A 24,407-nucleotide genomic window follows, 5' to 3' on the forward strand; every position below is an offset into this window, starting at 1 on the left:
CATTACTTATCTTAATTTTTTTAATTGATCCCCAATCATATCACCTAATTGGAAGCCTTTTGACTCTTCTTGTAATTCATAGTCACCGTAATCTTCTTGCTCTTCTTCCTCAAGGTCACGAATGCTTAACGAAACGCGTCGTTCTTGTTCATTCACATCAAGTACTTTTACCGTCACTTTTTCGCCTTCAGAAAGAACTTCATGCGGTGTCCCGATATGCTTATGTGAAATTTGAGAAATGTGTACAAGTCCTTCTACTCCAGGTAGAACTTCCACAAAAGCTCCAAAAGATACAAGTCTTTTAACAGTTCCATCTACTACATCACCTTGGCGAAGCTTCGTAGAAATGTTGGACCATGGACCTTCTAACGTATCTTTAATAGATAATGAAACACGACCCGTTGATTTGTCAACAGATAATACTTTGACTTTCACAGTATCTCCCTCAGCTACTACGTCTGAAGGCTTTTCTACACGCGTATGTGAAAGCTGAGAGATATGCACTAGCCCATCTACTCCGCCTACATCTACAAACGCACCAAAGTCTGTTAAGCGCTGAACGGTTCCTTCTAAAACCTGACCTTCTTTTAATGACTCAAGAACATTTTCTTTTTGTTGTACAAGCTCTTCTTCTACAACTGCACGATGCGAAAGGATCACGCGATTTTTTTCTTTATCTAATTCCACTACTTTGACTGTAAGAGTTTGATCTTGATATTCTGCGAAATCATCAACGAAATGAGTTTCAACAAGAGAAGCTGGAATGAACCCTCTTACACCAATATCTACTACTAATCCGCCTTTGACAATTTCTTTGACTACCGCTTCAAACACTTCACCTGAAGAAAGTTTTGCTTCTAAACCGTCCCATGCTTTTTCAGCATCTACAGCCCGTTTAGATAACACAAGCACATCGTCTTCCACTTTAATTACTTTCGCTTCGACTTCGGCACCTTCTTGGATTACATCCCCTGCTTTTTCAATATGTAAGCTCGCTAATTCACTAATTGGAATAATACCGTCTAGTTTGCTGTTAGGCACATCTACATACACTTGCTTTTCTTCTACTTTTGTAATAGTACCTTTTACTGTTTCTCCTACTTCTAATGACGTTACCTCTACTTGATTCATATCTTCTGTCATCGTCTTTTCCTCCTCCAATATCCATCTACAATATGTATTCCCTTGTAAGAGTTCTTCACTCTTTTAGCTCATCATTATTGTATATAGCTCTGTATAGAAAAAACTCTCTTTGTTACTAACTTCTAATAAATAGAATCTTTTGTCAAGTCATAAGGTTACAAACTATTGATATTTTTCAATTAATTCACCAATGCTTTTCATAATAACTTCGGTTACTTCCTCGGCTGATGCCTTTCGTTCACGAAGTTCATCCATCTGAATTGGCGGTCCGTACACTACTTTTAACCTTGCAAAACGCTTATATGGACCAATAACAGCACAAGGAACAACAGCTGCTTTTGAACGCAAAGCAAAAAAGCCTACTCCAGCCATTCCTTTTCCTAATTTTCCATCTTTACTTCTTGTTCCTTCTGGAAATAATCCAAGCACTTTTCCTTCTTTTAAAATCTTTAACCCTTGGCGCAAAGCTTCACGATCTGCCATCCCCCGCTTTACAGGGAACGTTTCTAACTTTGGCAGAACCGTCTTCAGAAAAGGTGCTTTAAACAGCTCTGCTTTTGCCATAAACGAAATAGGCCTTGGACATGTCACACCTACCGTAGGCGGATCTAAGTTGTCAATATGATTTGAACAAAGCAAAACTCCGCCTTCTGAAGGGATATTTTCTGCACCGATTACTTCATAACGATAAACTGGTGTTAAAATACCTTTTACAATGCCACGTGCAAACATATAAAAGCTCAAAATCATCCAATCCTTTCGTTTGTAATAGAAAGTATTTTTTCTACAACTCCTTCAATCGATAAGGAAGTTGTATCGATTTCAATTGCATCTTCAGCTTTTTTAAGAGGTGCTACTTCACGCTCAGAATCCAGCTTGTCTCTGCGGGCAATTTCTTCTTTTAAACGCTCTAAATTTGATTCAAAACCTTTTTTTATGTTTTCATCATGGCGTCGCTGTGCTCTTTCATCCACAGACGCTAATAAAAAGATTTTAACTTCTGCCTGAGGAAGCACGTGTGTACCGATATCACGTCCATCCATTACAACGCCTCCATCTTTAGCAAGACCCTGCTGTCTCGCTACCATCTCTTCACGAACTGCACGATGTTTCGCGACGATGGATACAGAATTGGTTACTTCTGTGGAACGAATTTCACTTGTAACATCCTGTCCATTTAAAATGACTATCTGTCCAGATTCAGACGGTTTTAAATCGATTACTGTTTCGTTAAGCAAATGCAATAGCTCTTCTTCATTTTGCAAATCTACCTGGTTTTTCTGCGCTTGATACGTTAGAGCACGATACATCGCTCCTGTATCAACATAAATATATGATAAGGTTTCTGCTATAATCTTTGCCACTGTACTTTTCCCAGCAGCTGCAGGGCCGTCAATCGCGATTGAAATTTGTTTTTTCATAAGTGCCTCCCTTAATTTCAAAACAGGAACAAACCACTTTCATCTTTTATACAATGAGCCATTTTATATGAAACGTTTATAAACGAAAAAAAGAGCAGGGGGTCTTCTCCTGCCTGGTGTTCACTGCATGTTTCTTTCCTAGTTATTCTACCATACGTCCGACTACTGGTCGAATGTTTCAATAATTTTATTAAAATTATTTTTGCTAACTCCCTCATACTGAATGACCTTTGAGAAATATGTACTGTGACTGCTAGATAGTAAAATACATTGGGCAATTATTAAAAACACAAATTGAATAACCACTAATTTAATTAAAATTCGTTCTATTCGATTCATCTTTTTCTCCTTTTGTAAGAAGTGATACCTTTGCTTACAGTTTAGGAAAGAGAAGTTTTTTTTATACGCTAAAGAAGACCTTTTCTCCTTAGGTCGAGCTGACGCTTTAAGGTATAACGAATCATCATTTCTTTCGTTTGTTTTTCCATGTCCATAAATTTAATAGATAGCTGACCTACTTTACAGGAAGTCGGGGCGGTAATTCGTACAACTTCCCCTTTTAATTCAAGATGCTGCAAAGTTCCCTCACAATTAGGAAGACTTAATCGTACAACAACCGAATCTTTCTCATTAAAAAGCAGCGAATGATGGAAGGAGCCGGCTACTCCACCTGCACTGATGTTTTTAGTCATAATTTCCATTACGGCCTGCTGTTCTTGTTCACTTTTTATCACCGCCTTCACTGTAAGCGGCACACGGAAAAAATTTCTTCTTTGGATGGACTTTAACTTTTTATCGCCCGGGTAAAAGAGCTTCACAACAGGCATGCCTTTTATTTCACGCCCTGTTACTTCAGTTGGAAAGGTATATACATTTTGATTATATCCGATAAACGTAGCCAGCAATTTTGTACCTTTTAGTAAAAAAGCACTTCGCTGCGTTTCTTCATTTAGCGGATAGCTAATATAAATCACGTCTTCCGTAAACTCAACTACCTTACATCGATACGTTTGTTGTAAGGTAGACTCTCTGTACCCGCTCTCTAACGTCAACCTCATTCCCGCTTTTATCATCTTCTCTCTCCTTCAGTTCCACTATATACACTTTTTCCCTTTATTTAAACATAGTCAAATATATTTATTTTGTAAATAAAAATTAGTCATTTAGACTCAAAAAACTTATACAACACAAAAAACCGGTGTCTATAGACACCGGTTTCTCAGCTTTATACTTCATTATATAAAGGTTCTGAGTTTTGCAGTTTTTCGACTTTCTCTTCAAAACCCGTATCGGCATTGATAAAAATACGATACGTATCATTTTTAATTGTCCCTAAAAACTCATAGCATAGCACTTCTTCGTTTAAATCGTTTGTAATAATTGCCAAGCGGTCTTCCATCACTTTTACATTCGAGTTTAGCTTGGTTTTTGCCTGTTCTTTCGAAATTTTAGGTTTTGGAATATCTCTTGTACGATGTTTTAATAAGAAGTCTTTAGCTGAGAAGCCAATCACAGATCCATCTTCTAAAGACATTTTCATTTTAACTGAATCCGGATAAATCCGAACTCCACTTTCCGTTTGCTCTACGAATGTAAAGACTCCCATGTTATCGTATTGAGCGCTTTCAGCCATCACTAGGCTTTCAAAACGATGATCTTTTAAAAACTTAGTCGCTTTGTTCATAGCATCGTTTAAACTAATATTTTGTTTTTTAATATCTCGATCTTCGAGCACCCAAAGCGGATATCCACCTTTTTGGGTAATATCCATATACGTCTCTTGTTTAGTCTTTGGATCTGTAATGGTTAAGCTGTACACCTCATAATCGGCATCTTTTCCGCTCTTTACAATATGAATTTGTTCATTTCCTTTTAAATTCAAAAACGAACGCGCCACTTGTTTGGCAACATCTTCACTAACTTCTCTACCTTTTAATTGATGAAAAGCGTTTTTTTCCTGTTCATTCGTTGCATTCATAACGCCTAAATCTGTTTCAGCAAAAGAATCCATACTTTTTTCAACGGTTTTTAATCCGTCAATAATTGTATTGTCCCCTTGCTTTTCTTTTGTGGCTAGAGCTAGCTCAACATCCATCCAACGCAAGTTATTATCAATGACTAGATGCTGTACTTGGCGCATTTCATTTTGAATTTCGCCTGACTGATCATAAAGCGAATTTAACGTTTTATACTCTTTATCTGTTAAGGGGGATTTGCTTAAATCCCTTACCGCCACTTTGTACGTAAAGTCCCCAACATCTGAAAGAAACTCTTCTGTTTTATTGAACGGTAAAAGCGATAAAGGCAGCTGTCCTACATTGTTATGAGCTTCAGAAGTTAAACGCCATACTTCTGCAAGCGCGGGCGAAAGCTGATCTCTCGAACTCATGGCAAGCGTGCCACCGATTTTATCATTTAATAAATCTAGCTGATATGACAAATCATGAAATGCTCGTTGATACGTATTCTCCGCTTGAAGCAGCACAGCATCTTTTTCTTGATGTTCGCTGTACCCCCAATACCCTACACCTACAACACCAATAGCTAATAATACAATTAAAATTGTTCGAATCATGTTTCCTTCACCTCTCTTTATCGACAGAAAATGTGTTTCCCGATTTGCTTAATTTGAGGACGTGACCAAATCCATGCGCTTGTTGCTGTATCCGGATTAAAGTAATAAATAGCATTCCCAGTAGGATCCCATCCGTTAATCGCATCCATAACCGCTTTTTTAGATGTTGGATTGGGTTCAAGCCAAATTTGCCCATCTGCTACGGCAGTAAATGCACGCGGTTCAAAAATAACTCCAGCGACTGTATTTGGAAATGACGGACTGTTAACTCGGTTTAAAATAACGGCCGCTACGGCTACTTGGCCATTATATGGTTCACCCCGTGCTTCACCATGCACAGCATTTGCCATGAGCTGAATATCATTTTGTGAAAACCCGCTCGGTACATTCACCGCTGTTGGCTTTTGTGCTTTTTCTTTCTGTTGTTCAGAATTTCCTTTAGACGTATTACGCTGCGGCTGACTGGCAGGTTTTTTTGCTTGAGAAGATCCGCTTTGTGCTTTTGGCTGACCATTGTTCCCGCTGCTTTTTCCACTGCTACTGCTTCCTTTAGACTGCTGATCAAGAGGCTTACCGCCATAGTGCGTAAACTTATTGCCTTTTCTAATTTGATTTTTCACATAGCTTTCGTGATATTTTGTTGCGTTAGCTAATTTAATCTTTGTTTGCCAGCCTGCTAAACCGTCAATCTTTTTAATGCCAAATTCATATTGAAAATTGCGCAGTGCCCAGTATGTGCTCCATCCAAATACACCGTCAATTTTCCCGTTATAATAACCTAAATACTGAAGTCTCGACTGCAGCTCAATAACGTCATCTCCAACTGCTCCGTGTTGAATGACTTGATTTGAAAACGCGTGAGCGGCCTTTGGACTCACAACGGACGCTGCAATAAATGAACATATGCATATGAGACATGCATACTTTTTAAAACATCGAAATGATAACATGACAAAACCTCCTACATCGTATGTAACTGATAAGATGATAGGAGTATTTTTTGTAAAGGTTGTTTTTTTATACAAGATGCGCAAAATTTACCGAAATGAAAAAACTCAGCTCGTAAATCTCTCAAAAAAGATTTACAAGCTGAGCCTAGACAATCGATGGCTGTTTGGCCTTTTTTACTTTTCTTAATGCCAGCCACCATAAATAAATCATAAATGGAATAATAATAAATACCCAATGATCCATTGTTTTTAAAATATAATCATATGTTCCATGTAAAATGAGCGGCGCAAATACGGAATACAGCGTCCACTTCGTTTTTTCCTTTCCTTCAGAAAACTTTGCTTTTCCTAAATAATACCCCATAATGACGCCGAATAAAGCATGACTAGATACGGGTAAAATGGCTCTTCCTAGCGCTGATTCTAAACCATTTGCAAATAAATATAAAATATTTTCAACGGTAGCAAAACCTAATGAAACAGCTGCCCCGTAAACAATTCCATCGTAATGCTCATCAAATTCCACATGCTGATAAATCGTGAAATATAAAATGAACCATTTGAAAAATTCTTCTAAAAAGCTTGTCGTAAAAAATGCTTCAAGAAAAGGTGATTGAAAAACGTGTTCTTCACCAAATACATATTGAATAAACATAATTGGCAAAACAAGCATTGCTCCAAAAATAAATGTTTTTAATACCATTGAAATAGGCTCAGTTTCATATTCATCTTTCAAATAAAAAAAACTTAACAATGCCAATCCTGGCGCAATGCCTGCAGATACAATCGCCAACATAAATAGCGCCTCATCTCCTCTATTTTTTTTAATAGTAACATGTTATCTTTAGGATGAAAATCTCCGTCTATAATGTCCTTATCTTTATATGTAAATGCTCACATAACTTGCTGTCGATTTACAAAGCCTAACAAAGACCTTAAACAAGTATACCAAAAAATGTATCATACTTATACGAAAAATTGAAAGGAGCTCTCTATGAAAACTGTTTATATTCTTCACACCGGCGGCACAATCTCGATGAAAGAAGACATGGAAACTGGAGCGGTAGCACCAGATATTCAAAACCCGCTTCACCGCTCAACATCATCTGTTTCAGGTATGGCCAATGTAATCGTAGAAGAAGCATTTCATCTGCCTTCTCCTCACATTACTCCTAAGGAAATGCTTATACTTTCAAAAAAAATACGCGATAAAATTAATGAAGGCAAAATTGATGCAGTCGTGTTAACCCACGGCACGGACACGCTGGAAGAAACCGCTTATTTTTTAGATTTAACAGTGCATACAGATATTCCAATTGTCTTAACTGGAGCTATGAGATCAAGCAATGAAATCGGTTCAGACGGTCCTTATAATTTTATATCTGCGGTTCGGGTGGCTATTAGTGACGGGGCAAAAGGAAAAGGTGTCTTAGTTGTGATGAACGATGAAATTCATACCGCTGAAAATGTGACCAAGACCCATACAAGCAACGTGGCGACATTTCAAAGCCCTCAGTACGGGCCAATAGGATTAATCACAAAACGCGGCGTATCTTTTCACCACATGCCTACAGAACATGAATTTTATCCTGTTAATCAAATAGATAAACAAATCACTTTATTAAAAGCTTATGCAGGAATGGACGACCATTTATTTCAAGCAGTGGCTTCAATGAATGTTGACGGACTTGTAATTGAAGCCCTCGGTCAAGGAAATCTGCCTCCTCTCACCATTCCAGGAATTCAATTGCTTTTGAAGCGAAAGATACCCATCGTGCTCGTTTCTCGCTGTTTTAATGGAATTGCTCAAGATGTATATGGGTATGAAGGCGGTGGCAAGCTGTTAAAAGAGATGGGCGTTATTTTTTCAAATGGCTTAAATGGTCCTAAAGCACGCATTAAACTGTTGGTTGCTCTCCAAGTAACAACGAATCATGATGAGCTGCAGCAGCTATTTAATCATTAGTAAAACAACGCATAGAAGCCTATGCGTTGTTTTTGTTGATAATATGAGAAGCGATTGATTTCCCATGAAAACGTCCATTTTCAATAAAAATCTCATTAGCATTGTTTCCTGCAGCAATCACACCAGCGATATAAATTCCTTCCACGTTTGTTTCCATCGTCTCTTCGGTAAAAGAAGGGCGGCCTGTTTCATCATCTAATTCCACACCCATTTTTGTTAAAAACGAGTGATCAGGGTGATAGCCAGTCATGGCAAAAACGAAATCGTTACTAATCGTAAATTCTTTCCCTTCCTGCTCATATGTTACTGCTTCATCCGTTATCTTTGTTACATGAGCGTTAAAATGCATCCCAATCGTTCCATTTCGAACCAGCGCTTCAAATTCAGGCAATATCCAAGGTTTTACGCTAGGGGAGTAATCTGAGCCACGATAAATAACCGTCACCCTTGCATCACACTTCACCAATTCCAGAGCTGCATCGACGCTAGAGTTTTTTCCGCCTATAACGACTACATCTTTATCAAAATACGGATGCGCTTCTTTGAAATAATGAAATACCTTTGATAAATCTTCACCAGGAACATTCATATAATTAGGATGATCGTAATAGCCCGTAGCTATAATGACATTCTCCGCTTCATATGTCTCTTTGGATGTTGTGACAATAATTTGGTTTTCCGCTTGTTTGTCTACTTGCAAGACACGTTCAAACGGCTGAATTCGAACTTGCTTGCGCTTCACCACTTCTCGGTAGTAAGCAAGAGCTTGGTTGCGCACAGGCTTACGATTTTCGGTAATAAAAGGGACATCCCCAATTTCTAGTTTTTCACTTGAACTAAAAAACGTTTGGTGGGTCGGATAGTTATAAATTGCATTCACAATATTGCCTTTTTCAATTACAAGGGCATCAATACCTGTATGTTGAAGCTCAATAGCTGCTGAAAGCCCGCATGGTCCTCCGCCAACAATAATTACTTTTTCTTTCTTCATGCCTGTCACTCCTTCAGTTGTAAACGCACCTTTTTTTTATTTTAACGCAGTGTAAAACAAAAAAATCTCCTCATTAATGATAGGAGATTTTTTCTATTTACGCAATTGTTCTGCTGTTCTGCTGTTCTGTTTTTAAATCCAGCCTCTGAAGCGAGAGCCTTCTGCCATTTTTCTTACGCCTATCATATAAGCAGCTAGACGCATGTCGACTTTTCGAGTTGTAGAAGTTTCGTAGATGTTATTAAATGATTTCACCATTACTTTTTCAAGCTTTTCTTCTACTTCTTCTTCCGTCCAATAATAACCTTGGTTATTTTGCACCCATTCAAAATAAGAGACTGTTACACCGCCCGCACTTGCCAAAACGTCTGGAACTAATAAAATCCCTCTCTCTGACAAGATGCGCGTTGCTTCAAGAGTTGTTGGTCCATTTGCTGCTTCCACCACAATACTCGCTTGAATGTTATGGGCATTTTCTTCTGTAATTTGATTTTCAATCGCAGCTGGAACTAGGATGTCACAGTCAAGTTCAAGCAGCTCTTTGTTGCTGATAGTATTATTGAATAATTTCGTTACTGTACCAAAGCTATCGCGTCGATCTAATAAATAATCAATGTCTAAACCATTAGGATCATGCAGCGCTCCGTATGCATCAGATATCCCTACAATTTTAGCACCAGCGTCGTGCATGAACTTAGCTAAAAAGCTTCCTGCATTTCCAAACCCTTGTACTACTACCCGTGCACCTTGTAATTCAATGCCTCGTTTTTTCGCTGCTTCACGAATACAAATAGTTACTCCTTTTGCAGTCGCTGTTTCACGGCCGTGCGAACCACCTAAGACAAGGGGCTTTCCAGTAATAAAGCCAGGCGAGTTAAATTCATCAATCCGGCTGTATTCATCCATCATCCAAGCCATAATTTGTGAATTTGTAAACACATCCGGCGCTGGAATATCCTTTGTTGGTCCAACAATTTGGCTAATCGCACGAACATATCCGCGGCTTAAACGCTCTAATTCTCCAAAAGACATATTTCGAGGATCACAAACAATTCCACCTTTTCCTCCACCGTAAGGAAGGTCAACGATTCCACATTTTAAACTCATCCATATAGATAGAGCTTTTACTTCTTTTTCAGTTACGTTTGGGTGAAAACGAATTCCACCTTTCGTAGGACCAACTGCATCGTTATGCTGCGCTCGGTGACCTGTAAAAATCTTAACTGATCCGTCATCCATACGAACAGGAATTTTTACTGTCATCATTCGTAATGGCTCTTTTAATAGTTCATACACTTCATCAGGATAGCCTAGTTTTTCTAACGCTTTATGTATCACTGTTTGTGTAGATTTTAAAACATCATGCTTCTCTTCTTGACTATTTTTACTGTCTTGCATCTTGTCGGCTACCATCTGTAAACCTCCTAAAATGTATCGAAAATTATTCGTTTTTAATTGAATGGTGCTTCTTTCATGACATAGTATACACCCTTAGTTTTACATTGCAAAGGAAAATATCGAACTTTTAGTATTTTTTGTGTTCTTCTAAGAAAACGCTTCCAATAACTTTACAAGGTATGCTACAATGTTTTAAGTCTGCCTCTTTCCTAGTATGCGTTAATCGTCTTAAAAAAATAAAAAACACCCGGTGATAAAGAGCACTTTCAACAACTTTGTACAAGCTGAAAGTGCAGCCACTCTTATTTTAATAAAAGTGCTTTATCCTTCACGGGTGTAATAATTTCAATTAAACAGTTAAGAAAAGACAGAGTTAATATACTCCAGAGCTCTCTTTTCTACTAATATTTTTCCATATTCATTTACGCGGTGCTTTGTAATTGTAGAGGGATTTCCATACTCCGCCAAAACCGCAATCATATTCCCAACTTCAGCCGGTGACAGCATGTGATAATCCAACAGCACGTAAAAACGTTTTTCGAATGAATAGAGTACGCTATCCGTATCGTAAAAGTTTGACATGCGCTTGGTCAGCTGAATGACATCTTCAAATGAATCAAACTCAAAAAACATGTCTTCGCTTTCATCTAGCATGACCTGCATTTCAATGAAGTCCTCGAACTCGTCTTCATCGAACTCACCGTAGCTGGTTTCTTCTTCATACTGCTTTGTCACAAATACAACCATTCCCTGTGCTTGAAGTGAAAAAACTTCTACCGAAAGAGAATTTGTAGGTTCAAAGTTCAGTTCTTGAGAAGCTTGCTCTATCATCTCACGAAAGAGCTGTTTTACTTTGAATGTATCTGTCCATAGATCTTCTTTTGTTAACCCTCTTTCTTTTAAATCATCGTAGGTCAAAAAAACTTTTAGCTTATTATAGTTTAATCGTTCAAGCCTCATTAGCGTCCCTCCCCGCTTGCACTCATAACCACATGGTTCGATAATGCAGTATATGTATTTTTTGGAAAACGGTTCGTGATGTTTACTTACGAGTTTACAGGTTTATGAAAGGAAAGACAAGCTATTCTCAATCAATTTCTGCTAATTTTTTTGTTAGCCAGCTGTTCCACTCTTCTTTTGTATTTCCTAAAATAAACGGCTGAGCCTCGCCTTTTCTTTTGCTATCTAAACCATCAAACGCATAACCGCCTAATCCTACTTTAAGATGCGGGAATTTCTTTATCATTTGGTTCGTCAAATTCAGTGTTTTCTCGGCATTTTCTATCATTGTGCATGACATAAATAAAAACGTTGGGTCTACTTCTTTAACAATTAGCTCAACATCTTTATCTTCAATGCTGCTTCCTAAATAAATAACCTCAAACCCTTTACGGCGTAAAAATAGCGTAAAGACTAGAAGTCCAACTTCATGTGTCTCATTAGGCCCACATACAGCAATCGCTTTAGGCAATAAGCCATTTGAAGGCAGCGAATAAAAAATCATGCTGATACGCGTTTTTAATACTTGAGTCGTATAATGCTCATGAGCACTTGTGATTTGCCCTTTTTCCCACATATCTCCAACCGTCACGAGTAGAGAACCCAAAATATCAATAACCACTTTTTCTACCGAATACAGGCTAAACGCATGATTAATTAAATCCTGTGCTTTTCCTTCTTCAAAAGATAGAAGCATCGTTAACAGCTCATCCCTAATTTTCTGAGGGGAATCTACTTCTCCTTCTTCTTCAAACGCTCCTACTGTACTACTTTCCGTTTCTAATAACGAAACCGCTTGACTAATCGTAAAACCTCCGCTCACTTTTTCCGTGAGCCATTTTAATTTCCGCAAATCTTCCTCTGTATATAACCGATGCCCCGATTCATTGCGGACAGGATTTAAAATTTGATAGCGTCGTTCCCATGCACGCAAAGTTCCCGGCTGGATCCCGACCATATTTGAGATGGCTTTAATATTATACTTCCCTTCGTGAGCCATACGTAACCTCCAACTACTCTTCGTGAACTGTTTCTATTAATTGAATTATAGGATAAGTTATCCTGTGTGTAAAATTTGTATATGCTATGTAAAGAGTTTGTTCAAGGCTATTCTTTCCTTTTTAAAGTGATATAATGCGTTTGTGCTCTAGCTTGTAAACGGAGAGGCAGGGAGGTTGTACCATATCCATTACTAACAAAAAGAGGAATCTGTCTTTTCTCTTTCAGCCCTCCTAATTCATACATACCAAAATTAAATAAGCGTATCTGTCCTCCGTGTGTATGTCCGCTCAAAATTAAATCTACTTTTGATTCTTCATCTACATAATAGATAACATCAGGATTGTGGCTTAGAAGAATGGTAAGCTGGTCAGGTTCAATGGAAGAAACAGCTCGCTTTAGATCCATCTCACCTTCGGATAAATCATCTACTCCCGCAAAATGGCATGTAGTACCATGTTTAGAAACTGCAGAGACATGCTCGTTTTTAAGGGTAATAACTCCCTCATCCTTAAGCATCTGCTTCAATTGCACTTGACTTACTTCGTAATCATTATTTCCCCATACAAAATAGACCGGTCCAAGCGTTTTAAGCTTTTGAATATTTTGACGAGCACGCAATAAAGGTACTCCTCCTTCTAGTAAGTCACCGCCTATGATCACAAAATCTACTTCACCAGGTATTTTTTCCAACAGCTTCGACGAAACTGTTCGCTTATGTACATCCGATATAAAAAACAGGCGTAAAGGCTGCTGATTTCCGGGAAATGTTGATAAATGAATCGTTCTTTCTTCTACATATGTACGATGGGCTTCCGAAAACATAAAAATCAGCAGGCCTATGCCTAACGCTAAAATAATTAAAGAAATAACCATATATTCTCCTTCTTTTCATTTTATACACGGTGTGTTTCTGTTAAAGAAGAAAGGGCATAAATTGTCGCAATTGTTAACAAACCTACTACTTGATAAAGCGCAACTGTACTTAACGATAAAACTCCTATCACACATAGACATGAAACAAGATATTCATGCCATTTTACCTTATAGCCTTTTAGAAACAACCGACTTTGCAGAAACACTTTACGAACTGCCGCCGACAGACAAAAAAGAGCCGTGAAAAATAAGATTATAATACCAAACACATCTAACGGATGTAAAATCATTTGAATAAGTAAATAGGTTAACGAAGCTTTTGAGCCTACAGCCGTTAAACTGCTGATATAATAACTGCATAACCACGCAGCCAGCAAGTTAAACCAATCTCTCACAAAAAAACCCCCTTCACTAAACTTCTATGTAAAAAGAGGCTTTTTCATGCGATTCTATTTATTTTCATGATATAAATTAATTCCATAAGTGGACTGCATCCAGCGGAACGTTTCTTTTCGGTTCTCCCATGTTTCAGGCGTCGCCCATAGCTCTTTGCTTCTTTTAATAATCTCACAGCGCAAGTCTTGAAAAGTCTTTTCCGCTTTCTCGCTTTTTTTCTGCAGCTGTACAGTATAAAAATAAAGGGAGACGGTGAGCAATAGAAACATCAAATGCCCTATGTTACCTAACAAAAATGAGAAAAATTCGCTAAACGTCGTAAAAAAACCGCTTTGAAATATGAAAAAAAAGTAGCTAATAACAGCCGTTAAGCTGGCTAAAAACAAAAGCTTCCATCTTTTCTCTTTAGCTTTCAGCTTATTAACCGTCTCTTTTCTTTTGATAACGCTCGCTAATATATATTGAAGTGTTTCATCGCTTTCAAAGTCTATCAACTTGTTTTCCAACATTCCACCCCCTCGTATGCTAGTACAACATATGAGTGAATATAAAAGATTATGTGGATAACACTGAAAATAATGGCTGTTTCCTTAACCTTTACTGCATGAGTTCTTCTGGCTGTACAGATTTCCCTTTTGACTTTCGTATCTGCAGGCCTAATAAAAAATCAATGAGAAAATGAGTGAAAATCGTGACATACAAATTTTCAGTCCACCAAAACAGCAACCCTATTAAAAAGCTTAAAACCACAACCGAAATAAAAAGAAACCACTTTTTTAAATATCGAATGTGAACGAGTGCAAATACGATACTCGCCCAAAAAAGGCCGAACTGAACTTGTATAACCCCTCGAAATAATATTTCTTCTGAACATGCAACGATTAGGCAAATAAGGGCTAGATGAGGAATGGAACGATTAGCAAATAAACGTTCATTAATACCTCCGTCATCATATAAATGCTCGGGTACACACTTCATTAGAAGCATATCTCCTCCTACTACCAAGAGAGCTGTACCTCCCCCGTACAATAAAATAGAAGCCCAATCCAGCTCAAAAAACTGTAAAAAGGAATGCCACGAATCAAATGTGAAAAAACCGATGCCTAAAGCAATAAAGCAGATGAGCAGCTGCGTTACATATAAATTTTTAACCAGCTCTGCATCCGTCATGGATGAAATAAGCTCTTGCTGTGACTTTGCCATTATATCTCTCCTTGACGAAGCAAACGAGCTAATTCTAATTCCCAGCCTTGAAATGTCCATTGCTCTTGCTCACCATTTGTTTTTTTATAGGCTTCTAAATCCAATCCGCAGCAATCGCAACAATTCTGAAGCTCTGATTTTCCCAGCTCATTGAAATAGCCAAGCAGCACCTGACGACGGCATTCTTTTGCCTCAATAAACTCCTTCATCGCACGGTACTTGTCATGTTTGTTTCGAAGACGTTTATTTACAGCTGCAACAATCGTTTCATGCAGCGATTCAGGGATTTTCCTAGGTTCAACATGTTCATTTTCCACTACATTTTCTCTGTACAAATAATAACGAATAAATCGCCAATGTGTTTCTTGAATACCCACTGTATAAAGAAAATGAGACTCTACTTGTTTTAAAGGAATGGCCTGATCATGATTTCGTAAATACGACAGGCAGTATAAGATGATATCTGAAGAAGGAAGCTCAATTTCAAGTAAAGAATGAGCAAAATCATCGTCTCCTTCAGCATAAAGCAAAATCGCAATACTGTTTTGCTGATCGCGTCCACTTCTTCCAATTTCCTGTACGTATGCTTCTAGCTGCGTAGGTGTATGAAAATGAATAACAAAGCGAACATTCGATTTATTAACCCCCATTCCAAATGCACTTGTGCAGCAAATGATATCCAGCTGATTTTCTAAAAATTGCTGTTGAACAAGCATTCTTTCACTCGGTTCCATTCCCCCATGGTAATACTGCACTCGCTGTATCCCATTTTCCTTTAGAAGCTGTGTTAATGCTTCTGTCCAAGATCGGCTGGAACAATAGATAATTCCTGGACTTTGCAGTTCACTAACGTACATCAGCAACTTCTCTTTTTTCTCTTCAATACTTGCAACAAAATCAACTTTCATCGCAATATTACTTCGATTCATGGAATAGATGTGCTCGTTGACAGCAGGCAGCGATAAGTAGCGCTTAATATCTTCCACTACTTCCCTAGTCGCAGTTCCTGTTAGTGCCAGACATAGCGGACTGCCAAGTTCCTTCCATATATCTCCTAACTGAAGATAATCCAAACGGAAATCATGTCCCCACTGAGAAATACAGTGCGCCTCGTCCACAACGAAAAGGCCTACCTTTGCCTGTTTTAATGCTTCTACCACAACAGCGTTTTGCAAAATTTCAGGAGATGCATAAATAAAACGATAAAAAGCTAAATCTTTTAGCGCCCGTCTTTTTTCTTCTTGTTGTAGGAAACTATTTAAGGCAATAACTCGCTTTTCTCCACTTGCCTTTAGTTGTTGAACTTGATCTTCCATCAGTGAAATTAAAGGAGATACAATCAGCACCGGTCGGTTCAACACATAAGCGGGGAGCTGATAGCACAATGATTTCCCTGTTCCTGTAGGAAGAACCGCTAACACATTATGACCTGTTAAAATATCTTGAATAATCTCTTTTTGTCCTAGTCGAAATTGGCTATAGCCAAATTGTTTCTGTAGAAGTTGTTCTATCTTCACATCAAACACCACTTTTTTTAGTATCAGGTAAAATGTTTTGCTAATACGAGACGAATCTGAAAATAGGTAACGTCGTCTTTTACTTCTTCCTTTATCGCCTTTAATTTATTTGTACGCAAACTTTCAAAAGCCGAGATAATTTCTTCCTGCTGCTTAGGCGATACGTATGCATCGATTGAAAAAGATGGAACAAACAGAGCTAATTCTGCAATATGATCTTCAATTGTACTTTCTTTTAAACGCCTTATATAAGCAATTTCTTCAAGCGTCTTTCCTTTTTGAAGCCAGCTATACGTTTTTAACGTCGAGCTTGTCAAAGGCAATTCTAAATATAGATCATGCAAAAAAGAAGAAAGTACATGAAAGCTTTCATTATTTTGACTCACTTTTTCAATGATATGATGAATAACCCCTAAAAGTTGAATATGCACATAATGCTCATCGAGTTCATATTGATATGCTAACTGATTTTTTGTAAAGCCTACTCTTTCGTATCCAGTCAGTTGCAAAACAAAAAGAGACGCATCCCGTTCCCTACAATCTTTCAAGCACGTTCGGAGCTCTTTGAATAGCTCGGCGGCTAACTCTTGACGCGTTTGCTTTTGAGACATAATATACGTTTTGACCCATTGAATGACCTCAGGATTTTTGGAAATGGGTAAAAACCCTTTTTGAAAATACTGTAGGTTGGATAAGGTCTGAATGAACAAAGTGATTCTTGCTAAAAATAATTGAGTACTGCTTGCGAATTTCCATCCGTCTAAAGCTGGATGAAAGGGCCGAGCCGTCAGTTCATCTTCAAGGCGTGTTCGTCCCTTATCTGTCATCACATACTTTTGATTTTCAGTTTCTTCGATATACTGCTGTTCTTTTAAATATGCAACGCAGGTTTCAAAAGACCGTTTATCTAAGTAAAGAAATGACTGAAAAAGAAAAGAGATTCCAAAAATTTTTCCGTCTTGAATTGTTTGCGCTGACTTTTTACCTGTTAATAAATGATAAATACCATAGGCGGTTCGCTCACCTTTTAACTGTTTTATACAAAATAAAATGCTAACTTGAATATAATTCAAAGGTGTCAACTTCCTTTCTCATTCATTGTACCAAAAGTGACCAATAGCATGTGAGATAAAGGCTTTTTAGCTCTTTCCTTTATGTATCAAAACGTTTGGATAAGTGAAGAAACCTTGATTTGATAAGCATTCTCAGTGACTTTTCTATTGAAAAGTTTTATAAATCATTTTACAATGAATAAGGAGAAATTTCACTCTTGATTCGCGAAGAGATTATATAATAAGAAATTTTCGAACACTTTACAGGAGGTCTTGTTATGCCAAAATATACAATTGTTGATAAAGATACTTGCATCGCATGCGGCGCTTGCGGAGCAGCAGCACCAGACATTTATGATTATGATGATGAAGGTATTGCATTCGTAACATTAGATGATAACCAAGGTGTAGTAGAAATTCCAGAAGATCTAGAAGATGATATGATGGATGCAATGGAAGGCTGCCCTACGGATTCAATTCGCGTAGCGGATGAAAAATTCGAAGGCGATGCTAATAAATTCGAATAAGTATTGAACAAACCTGTAGTATAGTACATGCTGCAGGTTTTTTTATATATAAAAATCGCTCTCCCCGGGAGAGCGATTGAATTAAACAGCAACGCGGCGCGTGATCCATTGCTTCATTTTTGAAAACAATAAGACAAAAATAACCCCTGTTGCTGCTCCTTTTATTAAGTTAAACGGCAAAATACCTGCAACGATATATTGACGCGCTTGTTCACTAGACATTTCTGGCGATTGTAAGAAGATTGTATACGCCGGTAAAAAGACATAATAATTTAAGACAGCCATGAGTACCGTCATTACAACCGTACCCGTAACCAAACCTATCGTTACGCCTTTGGCTGTTTTAAATCGACGGAACATATATGATACAGGAAGAATGAACAGTAAACCAGCTACAAAGTTCGCCACTTGACCAACCGGAACCCCTGTAGCACTTCCTTGAATTAAATAATTCAATAAATTTTTTATTCCTTCTACTATAACAGCAGCCATAGGTCCAAATACAAGTGCTGCTACGAGTGCAGGAATTTCGCTAAAATCAATTGTTAAAAACGGAGGTAATCCAGGAATCGGAAAATTAATCATCATTAAAATGTAAGCAATACTGCTTAACATTCCTAGTATAACCAGCTTTTGAGTTTTCTTACTTTGTTGCATCTTGCCTCTCTCCTTCTTTGTGATCCACTCTTCAAAGAAGAAAGGTTCAACTTCATATCCCCACGCAAAAACCTCCCAACAAATGATTCGTTGAGAGGAGACATGGCAGGCATATTTAATAAACGTTCATCACATTAGGTTTTGAACGCTGAACCTCCACCTTCTCCCATCCAGACTGTACTGTCGGCTTTGGAATTTCACCAAATCTGCTCGTATGTATTACATATAAGCTCGCGGGCTCAAAACAATTTGTTTTTTTACCGCCGGTCGGGAATTTCACCCTGCCCCGAAGATAGACCAATATTTAATTATGAATTTATTATATGTTATCTCGAATTAAAAGTAAATAAAGAAGTTTTTTAATTCCTATTAAATTGATGTCTTTTATAAACTTCATTACTGTTTTATATGTAAAATAAGGAAATAAGTGCATAACCAACAGCATTATGACATATTTATAGTTTCAATTTTACGTTTACAATTGTGTATTTGATAACTAATTGTAAAGTTTAAAAAATATAATTGACAGAATTTTTTTAACATGGTAAATTATCAAATATTTGATGATAGTAAAATCCAAGGGAGATGTTCACGTCATGTATAACGTATTAGTAGCTGATTCAATTAGCAATGAAGGTCTTGCTCCACTACTTGAAGCTCCTCATGTGAATCTTACGCGAAAAAAAGTTGAAGAAGTTGAGAATGATTTGCATACGTACGATGCGCTTTTAGTACGGAGTGCTACGACGGTTACAGAGGATTTGCTGGCAAAAATGCCGAATTTAAAAATTGTTGCTCGCGCTGGAGTAGGTGTCGATAATATTGATATTGAAGCCTCAACCAAACGAGGGGTTGTCGTTATTAACGCGCCGAACGGAAATACCATTTCAACGGCGGAACATACATTTGCTATGATGGCTAGCTTGTTTCGGCATATCCCCCAAGGAAATGCTTCAGTCAAAGCGCGCGAATGGAACCGCTCAGCATTTGTTGGAACAGAGCTTAATCGCAAACACCTGGGCATTATCGGATTTGGACGAATTGGCTCAGAGCTTGCTAAACGCGCAAAAGCCTTCAATATGAGCGTTCACGTTTACGATCCTTTTTTAACCTCTTCCCGAGCTGAAAAGCTAGGCGTAGAACTATTATCCCTGGATGAATTACTAGCAGCAGCGGATGTAATTACCGTACACACTCCGCTTACGAAAGAAACCAAGGGATTGCTCAATCATGAAACATTAGCCAAAACAAAGAAGGGTGTATTTTTATTAAACTGCGCACGCGGCGGGATCATTGATGAAAAAGCCTTAGTTCATTATTTAGAAATTGGCCATGTTCAAGGTGCAGCTATTGACGTATTTGAAGTTGAACCGCCGATTGATAACCCTTTGTTACATTTTGATCAAGTTATTACAACTCCCCATTTAGGAGCTTCTACAAAAGAAGCCCAGCTTAACGTTGCTGAAGACGTGGCACATGACGTTCTGCGTTTTCTAGAAGGTAATCCTGTAAGTTCATCCATTAATTTACCAACGCTTTCTAAAGAAGTTTTTGAAAAAATTCAGCCGTTTACGAGCCTTACTAAACAAATGGGAGCTATTTTATCTCAATGCATGCGAGAACCCGTTCAGCATATCTCGATCTCCTACGGAGGTACAGTGACGGATTTAGAAACCACTTATATTACACGGAGCTTGTTATCAGGCTTTTTAACCCATCGTATTGACTCACCTGTTAACGAAGTCAATGCTTCTATGATTGCCAAAGAACGAGGAATTACATTTGGTGAAAAAACATCGGAAGATACGCAAGGATATTCTAATATAATTGACGTTACAGTAACAGGCGAACAGCGTACATTTACCATTACGGGCACTTATATAGCAGGATATGGACCTCGAATTGTTAATATTGATTCGTTTGATATTGATTTTTATCCGGAAGGACATCTTCTTTATATCCGTCACAGTGATCAGCCCGGAGTTATTGGAAATGTAGGGAAAGTACTTGGAGATTTACGTATTAACATTGCTACCATGCAAGTGGGCCGTAAGCAAAAAGGCGGAGAAGCCATTATGATGCTCACGTTTGATAAACTTTTAGATGATTCTGTCATCACTTCATTAAAACAAACAAGCGAAATTGTGACCATACAGCGCATTGAGTTGTGACATTGAAAAAAGAGCCTTAGCGGCTCTTTTTTTATGGACTTATTTTTAACACTTGTCCTGCATTTAAAGCGGTGTTCTTTAAATGATTCCACTTTCTTAGCTGCTCCACATCGACTTCATATTTGGCCGCAAGTTCAGATAATGTATCTCCTTGATGGATAAGAATACAGTTATCAGAAGCCTGATGTAACTGCTGAAAAACCGTGGCAGCTAAATCGTTTTTTACGTATGCCGATAGTTTTTGCTTGTCCAATTTGGCGAGTGGGTTTACCGCATTGGTTTTATCCGGATTCCAACTTCCTTGATGAACTTCAAAATGCAAATGTGCACCTGAAGATCGTCCTGTATTGCCAACCCATCCAATGTTTTGACCTGCGGATACAGAATTTCCTTCTGCAACAAGTCGTTTCTCTAGATGAGCATAGACCGTTTCGTATCCATTCGTTTGTTTGATAAAAACAACTTGCCCGTATGTATTTGAATAATAAGAGCGGCTCACCACTCCTTTTGCAACAGCATACACCTGTGTACCAACAGGTGCTGCTATATCGATTCCAAAGTGTTTGGCGTGACGAGAACCAAATATATCAGTTAAGACTCCTTCAACCGGCCACTCCCACTGCTTCTCTTCTGCCTTTACCATTTGCCCGCCCAAAAATAAAAGACCTATACACAATCCCATCACTAATACAACCAATATTCTTCTTAACACGTCAATCATGAAGAAAGAACCTCCTATGTAGATCATTGCACACAAAACATACTATATGCCAATTCCTTCTCTTTTAGACTTGTTTATAGAAAAAATAAAGAGATGTGATTCTCCAATGAATCACATCTCTTTGCTATTCTTATTATTTCAGCCGAAGACAAACTGTTATTTAGCATGTGTTTACTTTGGCAGTTTGATAAAGAAAGTTGTTCCTTCATTTAATTCACTTTCAACTGCAATAATCCCTTGATGTGCCTCCACGATATTTTTAGCGATCGCAAGCCCAAGACCAGTTCCTGACTTTCCTCTCGTTCTGGCTTTATCAGCTTTATAAAATCGCTCAAATACAAACGGAAGATCTTCTTTTGGAATCCCTGCTCCTGTATCTTGAACAGAAAGATGGATTTCGGATTGACTTTTATCAAGATGCAGCTTTACTTCTCCGTAGTCATCCGTATGACGAATGGCATTATCAATTAAGTTTGTCAGCACTTGTTCCATACGGTCTGAATCAATCATCGCTTCAAATTCATCTTCTATTTTTCCATTAAGAGACAGTTTAATATGTTTTTCTTTAGCTAACCCTTGAAACTTGCGCAAAACACGTTCTGTAAATTCAACCATTGCTACAGATTCTAAGTGAAGCTGCACATGTCCCGCTTCCATTCGCGCTAAATCTAAAAGTTCATTTACAAGCCGGCCCATACGGAGTGATTCATCATAAATCACCTGTGCAATTTCTTTCTTTTCTTCATCCGTACTTGCAATATCGTCAATAATAGCTTCACTATAACCTTGAAGCATAGAAATAGGTGTACGCAATTCATGAGACACGTTTGCAATAAAATCTTTTCTTGATTTATCAAGTTTACGCTCTTCAGACATGTCTCGCAGTACAGCTACAGCACCGCGGATTTTCGTTTGATTATAGAGCGGTGACATTAAAATGACCCACGTTTTCCCTTGAATTTTCAACTCTGCACTTCGCTCCGTTTCAGTCTCTACTACCGTTTGAAACAAATGCACGACGTTTGCTGGAAGCTCAGGCACCTGCTGGTTGTTCACATCCTGCTCGTAATACCAAGTCTGAAGAAAATGCTCCGCTGGGGGATTGGTAATTAAAATCGATCCGTCTCTACTAAACGTAATAACACCGTCTGCCATACTGCTTAAAATACTTGAAAGCTGTTCTTTTTCCTGATTGAGCGCATTGAGATTAAACTTTAACTGCCTGCCCATTTGATTAAAAGCAATCGCTAACTCCCCAATTTCATCGTGAGTTAAAATAGGTACTTTTGTATCAAAGTTCCCTTTTGTTACTTCAAATGCCGCCTGCCTCATTTTTCTAAGAGGTGCTGTAATTCGAGTGGATAAGAAAAAAGCAAAGATAGTAGTTAAAATAATAGCAATACCTGCAGCCAATAAAATGAACTTAGTCGTATATTGAGCGGGCTCTTCAATTTCAGAAAGAGATTGATACAGATAAACGCCGCCTGTCGGTTTATTATCTTTCATTAAAGGTACACCGACAACAAACATTAAAGGCTCATCACTCGTGTCTTTCTTTGTGGTCATGTACATTTTTTCCCGTATTACTTTACCTTTTTCAACCACTTGATTTAGCTGATTGTTTTGTTTAACAATGGCCGAAATAGCTTTCTTATTTTCTTTATCAGGATGTGTGGAATGCCAATAGAAATCTTTATCTTGAACAATAACTACACTTGCTTGATCTGCAAGTTCACGAGCAATGGATAGTCCTAGCTTTTCATCCTCTGTTTCCTGCACAATGGTAGAGATTTTAGCAGCCGTTTTAGTTAAACGGTTTTCTGCGTCTACAACATGATAATTTTCAAAAAACTGAAGCAGTAAAATGGTCAAAATAAATAAAACAAGCGTAACGAGCAATAGGATAGTAAACCATAGTTTACCAACTACACTTCTCCAAAACATCAGTTATTTTCAACCTCAAATTTATACCCTACTCCCCAAACGGTTACGATCATTTTCGCCGCTTGTGACGATACGCGATTTAACTTTTCACGCAAACGCTTGACGTGCGTATCTACCGTACGAAGATCTCCAAAGAAATCATAATGCCACACTTCACGCAGCAGCTGCTCTCTGTCGTATACTTTATCTGGCGTTTTTGCAAGGTAGCATAATAATTCATATTCTTTTGGAGTTAAGTTAACTTCTTTTCCTTCTGCTGTAACGCGATGTGCATCATTATCAATCGTTAAGTGATCAAAGACAATGAGGTTTTTCACGCTCGTTTCTGGCTGAATAAACGTTGCTTGAGAAGAACGTCGAAGCAGTGCTTTTACGCGAAGAACCACTTCTCTTGGGCTAAACGGCTTAACGATGTAATCATCTGTACCTACTTCAAACCCTTGGACCCTGTTTACTTCTTCACCTTTAGCTGTAAGCATGATAATAGGAGTTGCTTTTTTCTCGCGAATTTGTTTACAGACCTCAATACCGTCTATGCCAGGCATCATTAAATCTAATACAATCAAATCATAATCTATGTGTAACGCTTTTTCGATTGCTTCATGCCCGTCGGCTGCTTCTTCAATGATGTATCCTTCTTTTTCTAAGTACATTTTTAACAATCGTCTAATGCGATCTTCATCGTCTACTAGCAGTAATCTTTGTTCGTTTTGCATGTATTTTCAACCTCCTAGTCTTAGTGTACAAAAAAAAACCGGCGAGTTCTACTTATGTTACCCAAACAATGTGACAATTCGTGAACACCTTTATGAAAAATAGCTTTTTTCCTCAAAAAAGAGGTTGAGACATATCGAAATCCATCCAATCTACAGATGGACAAATAAAATACAGGAGCTAGAAG

The 24,407-nt window shown here is 38.0% G+C and carries 25 protein-coding genes and 1 riboswitch; of the genes, 3 read left to right on the forward strand and 22 right to left on the reverse strand.

Annotated elements, in window-relative coordinates:
• Nucleotides 1-6 precede the first annotated feature (6 nt).
• From rpsA to prsW, 8 genes are all read right to left on the reverse strand, one after another.
• Entirely contained in the window at nucleotides 7-1,143 is a 1,137-nt protein-coding gene (gene rpsA, locus ACMX9J_RS12680) for a 30S ribosomal protein S1 (RefSeq protein ID WP_028410732.1), read from the reverse strand.
• Nucleotides 1,144-1,305: 162 nt separating this feature from the next.
• A complete protein-coding gene (locus ACMX9J_RS12685) occupies nucleotides 1,306-1,893 on the reverse strand; it encodes a lysophospholipid acyltransferase family protein (protein ID WP_033579748.1) in 588 nt (195 codons plus the stop codon).
• Nucleotides 1,890-2,564, reverse strand: coding sequence for a (d)CMP kinase (gene cmk / locus ACMX9J_RS12690; RefSeq protein ID WP_176343443.1), 675 nt, complete (start codon nucleotides 2,562-2,564; stop codon nucleotides 1,890-1,892). The genes ACMX9J_RS12685 and cmk overlap by 4 nt, the downstream gene beginning before the upstream one ends.
• A gap of 162 nt (nucleotides 2,565-2,726) precedes the next feature.
• Nucleotides 2,727-2,903 carry a YpfB family protein gene (locus tag ACMX9J_RS12695; RefSeq protein ID WP_013059030.1) on the reverse strand — a complete coding sequence of 59 codons (177 nt, stop codon included), beginning with the start codon at nucleotides 2,901-2,903 and terminating at the stop codon, nucleotides 2,727-2,729.
• 68 nt (nucleotides 2,904-2,971) lie between these two features.
• Complete coding sequence (locus ACMX9J_RS12700; protein ID WP_176343442.1) at nucleotides 2,972-3,637, reverse strand: flagellar brake protein; 666 nt, start codon at nucleotides 3,635-3,637, stop codon at nucleotides 2,972-2,974.
• Between the two features lie 152 nt (nucleotides 3,638-3,789).
• A complete protein-coding gene (ypeB, locus tag ACMX9J_RS12705) occupies nucleotides 3,790-5,139 on the reverse strand; it encodes a germination protein YpeB (RefSeq protein WP_014458333.1) in 1,350 nt (449 codons plus the stop codon).
• Between the two features lie 17 nt (nucleotides 5,140-5,156).
• Nucleotides 5,157-6,089 carry a spore cortex-lytic enzyme gene (sleB, locus tag ACMX9J_RS12710; RefSeq protein WP_249886028.1) on the reverse strand — a complete coding sequence of 311 codons (933 nt, stop codon included), beginning with the start codon at nucleotides 6,087-6,089 and terminating at the stop codon, nucleotides 5,157-5,159.
• 145 nt (nucleotides 6,090-6,234) lie between these two features.
• Complete coding sequence (prsW, locus tag ACMX9J_RS12715) at nucleotides 6,235-6,885, reverse strand: glutamic-type intramembrane protease PrsW (protein WP_028411520.1); 651 nt, start codon at nucleotides 6,883-6,885, stop codon at nucleotides 6,235-6,237.
• A gap of 198 nt (nucleotides 6,886-7,083) precedes the next feature.
• Here prsW and ACMX9J_RS12720 point away from each other — a divergent pair, with 198 nt between their 5' ends.
• The gene (locus ACMX9J_RS12720) at nucleotides 7,084-8,055 is read left to right on the forward strand and encodes an asparaginase (RefSeq protein WP_048019803.1); all 972 of its coding nucleotides are present in this window, start codon (nucleotides 7,084-7,086) and stop codon (nucleotides 8,053-8,055) included.
• A 19-nt stretch (nucleotides 8,056-8,074) separates the two neighbouring features.
• Here the strand turns inward: ACMX9J_RS12720 and ACMX9J_RS12725 are convergent, their stop codons facing one another.
• The 10 genes from ACMX9J_RS12725 to ACMX9J_RS12770 all read right to left on the reverse strand — a co-directional run bounded on the left by ACMX9J_RS12725 (nucleotide 8,075) and on the right by ACMX9J_RS12770 (nucleotide 17,507).
• The gene (locus ACMX9J_RS12725; protein ID WP_028411522.1) at nucleotides 8,075-9,046 is read right to left on the reverse strand and encodes a YpdA family putative bacillithiol disulfide reductase; all 972 of its coding nucleotides are present in this window, start codon (nucleotides 9,044-9,046) and stop codon (nucleotides 8,075-8,077) included.
• 132 nt (nucleotides 9,047-9,178) lie between these two features.
• Complete coding sequence (locus ACMX9J_RS12730) at nucleotides 9,179-10,444, reverse strand: Glu/Leu/Phe/Val family dehydrogenase (RefSeq protein WP_370506064.1); 1,266 nt, start codon at nucleotides 10,442-10,444, stop codon at nucleotides 9,179-9,181.
• A 357-nt stretch (nucleotides 10,445-10,801) separates the two neighbouring features.
• The gene (locus ACMX9J_RS12735; protein WP_025750420.1) at nucleotides 10,802-11,404 is read right to left on the reverse strand and encodes a genetic competence negative regulator; all 603 of its coding nucleotides are present in this window, start codon (nucleotides 11,402-11,404) and stop codon (nucleotides 10,802-10,804) included.
• Between the two features lie 127 nt (nucleotides 11,405-11,531).
• Entirely contained in the window at nucleotides 11,532-12,443 is a 912-nt protein-coding gene (locus ACMX9J_RS12740; protein WP_416225828.1) for a MerR family transcriptional regulator, read from the reverse strand.
• A gap of 107 nt (nucleotides 12,444-12,550) precedes the next feature.
• The gene (locus ACMX9J_RS12745) at nucleotides 12,551-13,318 is read right to left on the reverse strand and encodes a metallophosphoesterase (RefSeq protein ID WP_249886027.1); all 768 of its coding nucleotides are present in this window, start codon (nucleotides 13,316-13,318) and stop codon (nucleotides 12,551-12,553) included.
• A gap of 20 nt (nucleotides 13,319-13,338) precedes the next feature.
• Complete coding sequence (locus ACMX9J_RS12750; protein WP_028411525.1) at nucleotides 13,339-13,713, reverse strand: hypothetical protein; 375 nt, start codon at nucleotides 13,711-13,713, stop codon at nucleotides 13,339-13,341.
• A gap of 54 nt (nucleotides 13,714-13,767) precedes the next feature.
• A complete protein-coding gene (locus ACMX9J_RS12755) occupies nucleotides 13,768-14,223 on the reverse strand; it encodes a DUF2663 family protein (protein WP_047749869.1) in 456 nt (151 codons plus the stop codon).
• 88 nt (nucleotides 14,224-14,311) lie between these two features.
• Nucleotides 14,312-14,917 (reverse strand): CPBP family intramembrane glutamic endopeptidase, encoded by a 606-nt coding sequence (locus tag ACMX9J_RS12760; protein WP_047749868.1) that lies wholly within the window; start codon nucleotides 14,915-14,917, stop codon nucleotides 14,312-14,314.
• Nucleotides 14,917-16,434 (reverse strand): RecQ family ATP-dependent DNA helicase, encoded by a 1,518-nt coding sequence (locus ACMX9J_RS12765; RefSeq protein WP_047749867.1) that lies wholly within the window; start codon nucleotides 16,432-16,434, stop codon nucleotides 14,917-14,919. Before ACMX9J_RS12765 ends, ACMX9J_RS12760 begins: the two co-directional genes overlap by 1 nt.
• A gap of 23 nt (nucleotides 16,435-16,457) precedes the next feature.
• Nucleotides 16,458-17,507: a helix-turn-helix domain-containing protein gene (locus tag ACMX9J_RS12770; protein ID WP_155017502.1), complete on the reverse strand. Its 1,050-nt coding sequence runs from the start codon at nucleotides 17,505-17,507 to the stop codon at nucleotides 16,458-16,460.
• 257 nt (nucleotides 17,508-17,764) lie between these two features.
• Here ACMX9J_RS12770 and ACMX9J_RS12775 point away from each other — a divergent pair, with 257 nt between their 5' ends.
• A complete protein-coding gene (locus ACMX9J_RS12775; RefSeq protein WP_013059046.1) occupies nucleotides 17,765-18,013 on the forward strand; it encodes a ferredoxin in 249 nt (82 codons plus the stop codon).
• 81 nt (nucleotides 18,014-18,094) lie between these two features.
• Here the strand turns inward: ACMX9J_RS12775 and ACMX9J_RS12780 are convergent, their stop codons facing one another.
• The gene (locus ACMX9J_RS12780) at nucleotides 18,095-18,670 is read right to left on the reverse strand and encodes an ECF transporter S component (protein WP_047749865.1); all 576 of its coding nucleotides are present in this window, start codon (nucleotides 18,668-18,670) and stop codon (nucleotides 18,095-18,097) included.
• A 154-nt stretch (nucleotides 18,671-18,824) separates the two neighbouring features.
• Nucleotides 18,825-18,968, reverse strand: a riboswitch (FMN riboswitch).
• Nucleotides 18,969-19,266: 298 nt separating this feature from the next.
• Between ACMX9J_RS12780 and serA the strand changes: the two genes are divergently transcribed.
• Nucleotides 19,267-20,841: a phosphoglycerate dehydrogenase gene (gene serA, locus ACMX9J_RS12785; protein WP_028411531.1), complete on the forward strand. Its 1,575-nt coding sequence runs from the start codon at nucleotides 19,267-19,269 to the stop codon at nucleotides 20,839-20,841.
• Between the two features lie 31 nt (nucleotides 20,842-20,872).
• Here the strand turns inward: serA and ACMX9J_RS12790 are convergent, their stop codons facing one another.
• From ACMX9J_RS12790 to ACMX9J_RS12800, 3 genes are all read right to left on the reverse strand, one after another.
• A complete protein-coding gene (locus ACMX9J_RS12790) occupies nucleotides 20,873-21,562 on the reverse strand; it encodes a peptidoglycan DD-metalloendopeptidase family protein (protein WP_034270932.1) in 690 nt (229 codons plus the stop codon).
• Nucleotides 21,563-21,733: 171 nt separating this feature from the next.
• Entirely contained in the window at nucleotides 21,734-23,506 is a 1,773-nt protein-coding gene (locus ACMX9J_RS12795; RefSeq protein ID WP_416225829.1) for an ATP-binding protein, read from the reverse strand.
• Nucleotides 23,506-24,222 (reverse strand): response regulator transcription factor, encoded by a 717-nt coding sequence (locus tag ACMX9J_RS12800; RefSeq protein WP_043976342.1) that lies wholly within the window; start codon nucleotides 24,220-24,222, stop codon nucleotides 23,506-23,508. Before ACMX9J_RS12800 ends, ACMX9J_RS12795 begins: the two co-directional genes overlap by 1 nt.
• Between the last annotated feature and the right edge of the window lie 185 nt (nucleotides 24,223-24,407).

The sequence above is a fragment of the Priestia sp. RMT2NF4 genome, assembly GCF_047872835.1.
In the GTDB taxonomy this organism is placed as follows: domain Bacteria; phylum Bacillota; class Bacilli; order Bacillales; family Bacillaceae_H; genus Priestia; species Priestia zanthoxyli.

Coding starts and splice junctions, on each gene's coding strand:
- rpsA (WP_028410732.1), bottom strand. CDS start 1,143: ATGACAGAAGATATGAATCAAGTAGAGGTAACGTCATTAGAAGTAGGA.
- ACMX9J_RS12685 (WP_033579748.1), bottom strand. CDS start 1,893: ATGATTTTGAGCTTTTATATGTTTGCACGTGGCATTGTAAAAGGTATT.
- cmk (WP_176343443.1), bottom strand. CDS start 2,564: ATGAAAAAACAAATTTCAATCGCGATTGACGGCCCTGCAGCTGCTGGG.
- ACMX9J_RS12695 (WP_013059030.1), bottom strand. CDS start 2,903: ATGAATCGAATAGAACGAATTTTAATTAAATTAGTGGTTATTCAATTT.
- ACMX9J_RS12700 (WP_176343442.1), bottom strand. CDS start 3,637: ATGATAAAAGCGGGAATGAGGTTGACGTTAGAGAGCGGGTACAGAGAG.
- ypeB (WP_014458333.1), bottom strand. CDS start 5,139: ATGATTCGAACAATTTTAATTGTATTATTAGCTATTGGTGTTGTAGGT.
- sleB (WP_249886028.1), bottom strand. CDS start 6,089: ATGTTATCATTTCGATGTTTTAAAAAGTATGCATGTCTCATATGCATA.
- prsW (WP_028411520.1), bottom strand. CDS start 6,885: ATGTTGGCGATTGTATCTGCAGGCATTGCGCCAGGATTGGCATTGTTA.
- ACMX9J_RS12720 (WP_048019803.1), top strand. CDS start 7,084: ATGAAAACTGTTTATATTCTTCACACCGGCGGCACAATCTCGATGAAA.
- ACMX9J_RS12725 (WP_028411522.1), bottom strand. CDS start 9,046: ATGAAGAAAGAAAAAGTAATTATTGTTGGCGGAGGACCATGCGGGCTT.
- ACMX9J_RS12730 (WP_370506064.1), bottom strand. CDS start 10,444: ATGCAAGACAGTAAAAATAGTCAAGAAGAGAAGCATGATGTTTTAAAA.
- ACMX9J_RS12735 (WP_025750420.1), bottom strand. CDS start 11,404: ATGAGGCTTGAACGATTAAACTATAATAAGCTAAAAGTTTTTTTGACC.
- ACMX9J_RS12740 (WP_416225828.1), bottom strand. CDS start 12,443: ATGGCTCACGAAGGGAAGTATAATATTAAAGCCATCTCAAATATGGTC.
- ACMX9J_RS12745 (WP_249886027.1), bottom strand. CDS start 13,318: ATGGTTATTTCTTTAATTATTTTAGCGTTAGGCATAGGCCTGCTGATT.
- ACMX9J_RS12755 (WP_047749869.1), bottom strand. CDS start 14,223: ATGTTGGAAAACAAGTTGATAGACTTTGAAAGCGATGAAACACTTCAA.
- ACMX9J_RS12760 (WP_047749868.1), bottom strand. CDS start 14,917: ATGGCAAAGTCACAGCAAGAGCTTATTTCATCCATGACGGATGCAGAG.
- ACMX9J_RS12775 (WP_013059046.1), top strand. CDS start 17,765: ATGCCAAAATATACAATTGTTGATAAAGATACTTGCATCGCATGCGGC.
- ACMX9J_RS12780 (WP_047749865.1), bottom strand. CDS start 18,670: ATGCAACAAAGTAAGAAAACTCAAAAGCTGGTTATACTAGGAATGTTA.
- serA (WP_028411531.1), top strand. CDS start 19,267: ATGTATAACGTATTAGTAGCTGATTCAATTAGCAATGAAGGTCTTGCT.
- ACMX9J_RS12790 (WP_034270932.1), bottom strand. CDS start 21,562: ATGATTGACGTGTTAAGAAGAATATTGGTTGTATTAGTGATGGGATTG.
- ACMX9J_RS12795 (WP_416225829.1), bottom strand. CDS start 23,506: ATGTTTTGGAGAAGTGTAGTTGGTAAACTATGGTTTACTATCCTATTG.
- ACMX9J_RS12800 (WP_043976342.1), bottom strand. CDS start 24,222: ATGCAAAACGAACAAAGATTACTGCTAGTAGACGATGAAGATCGCATT.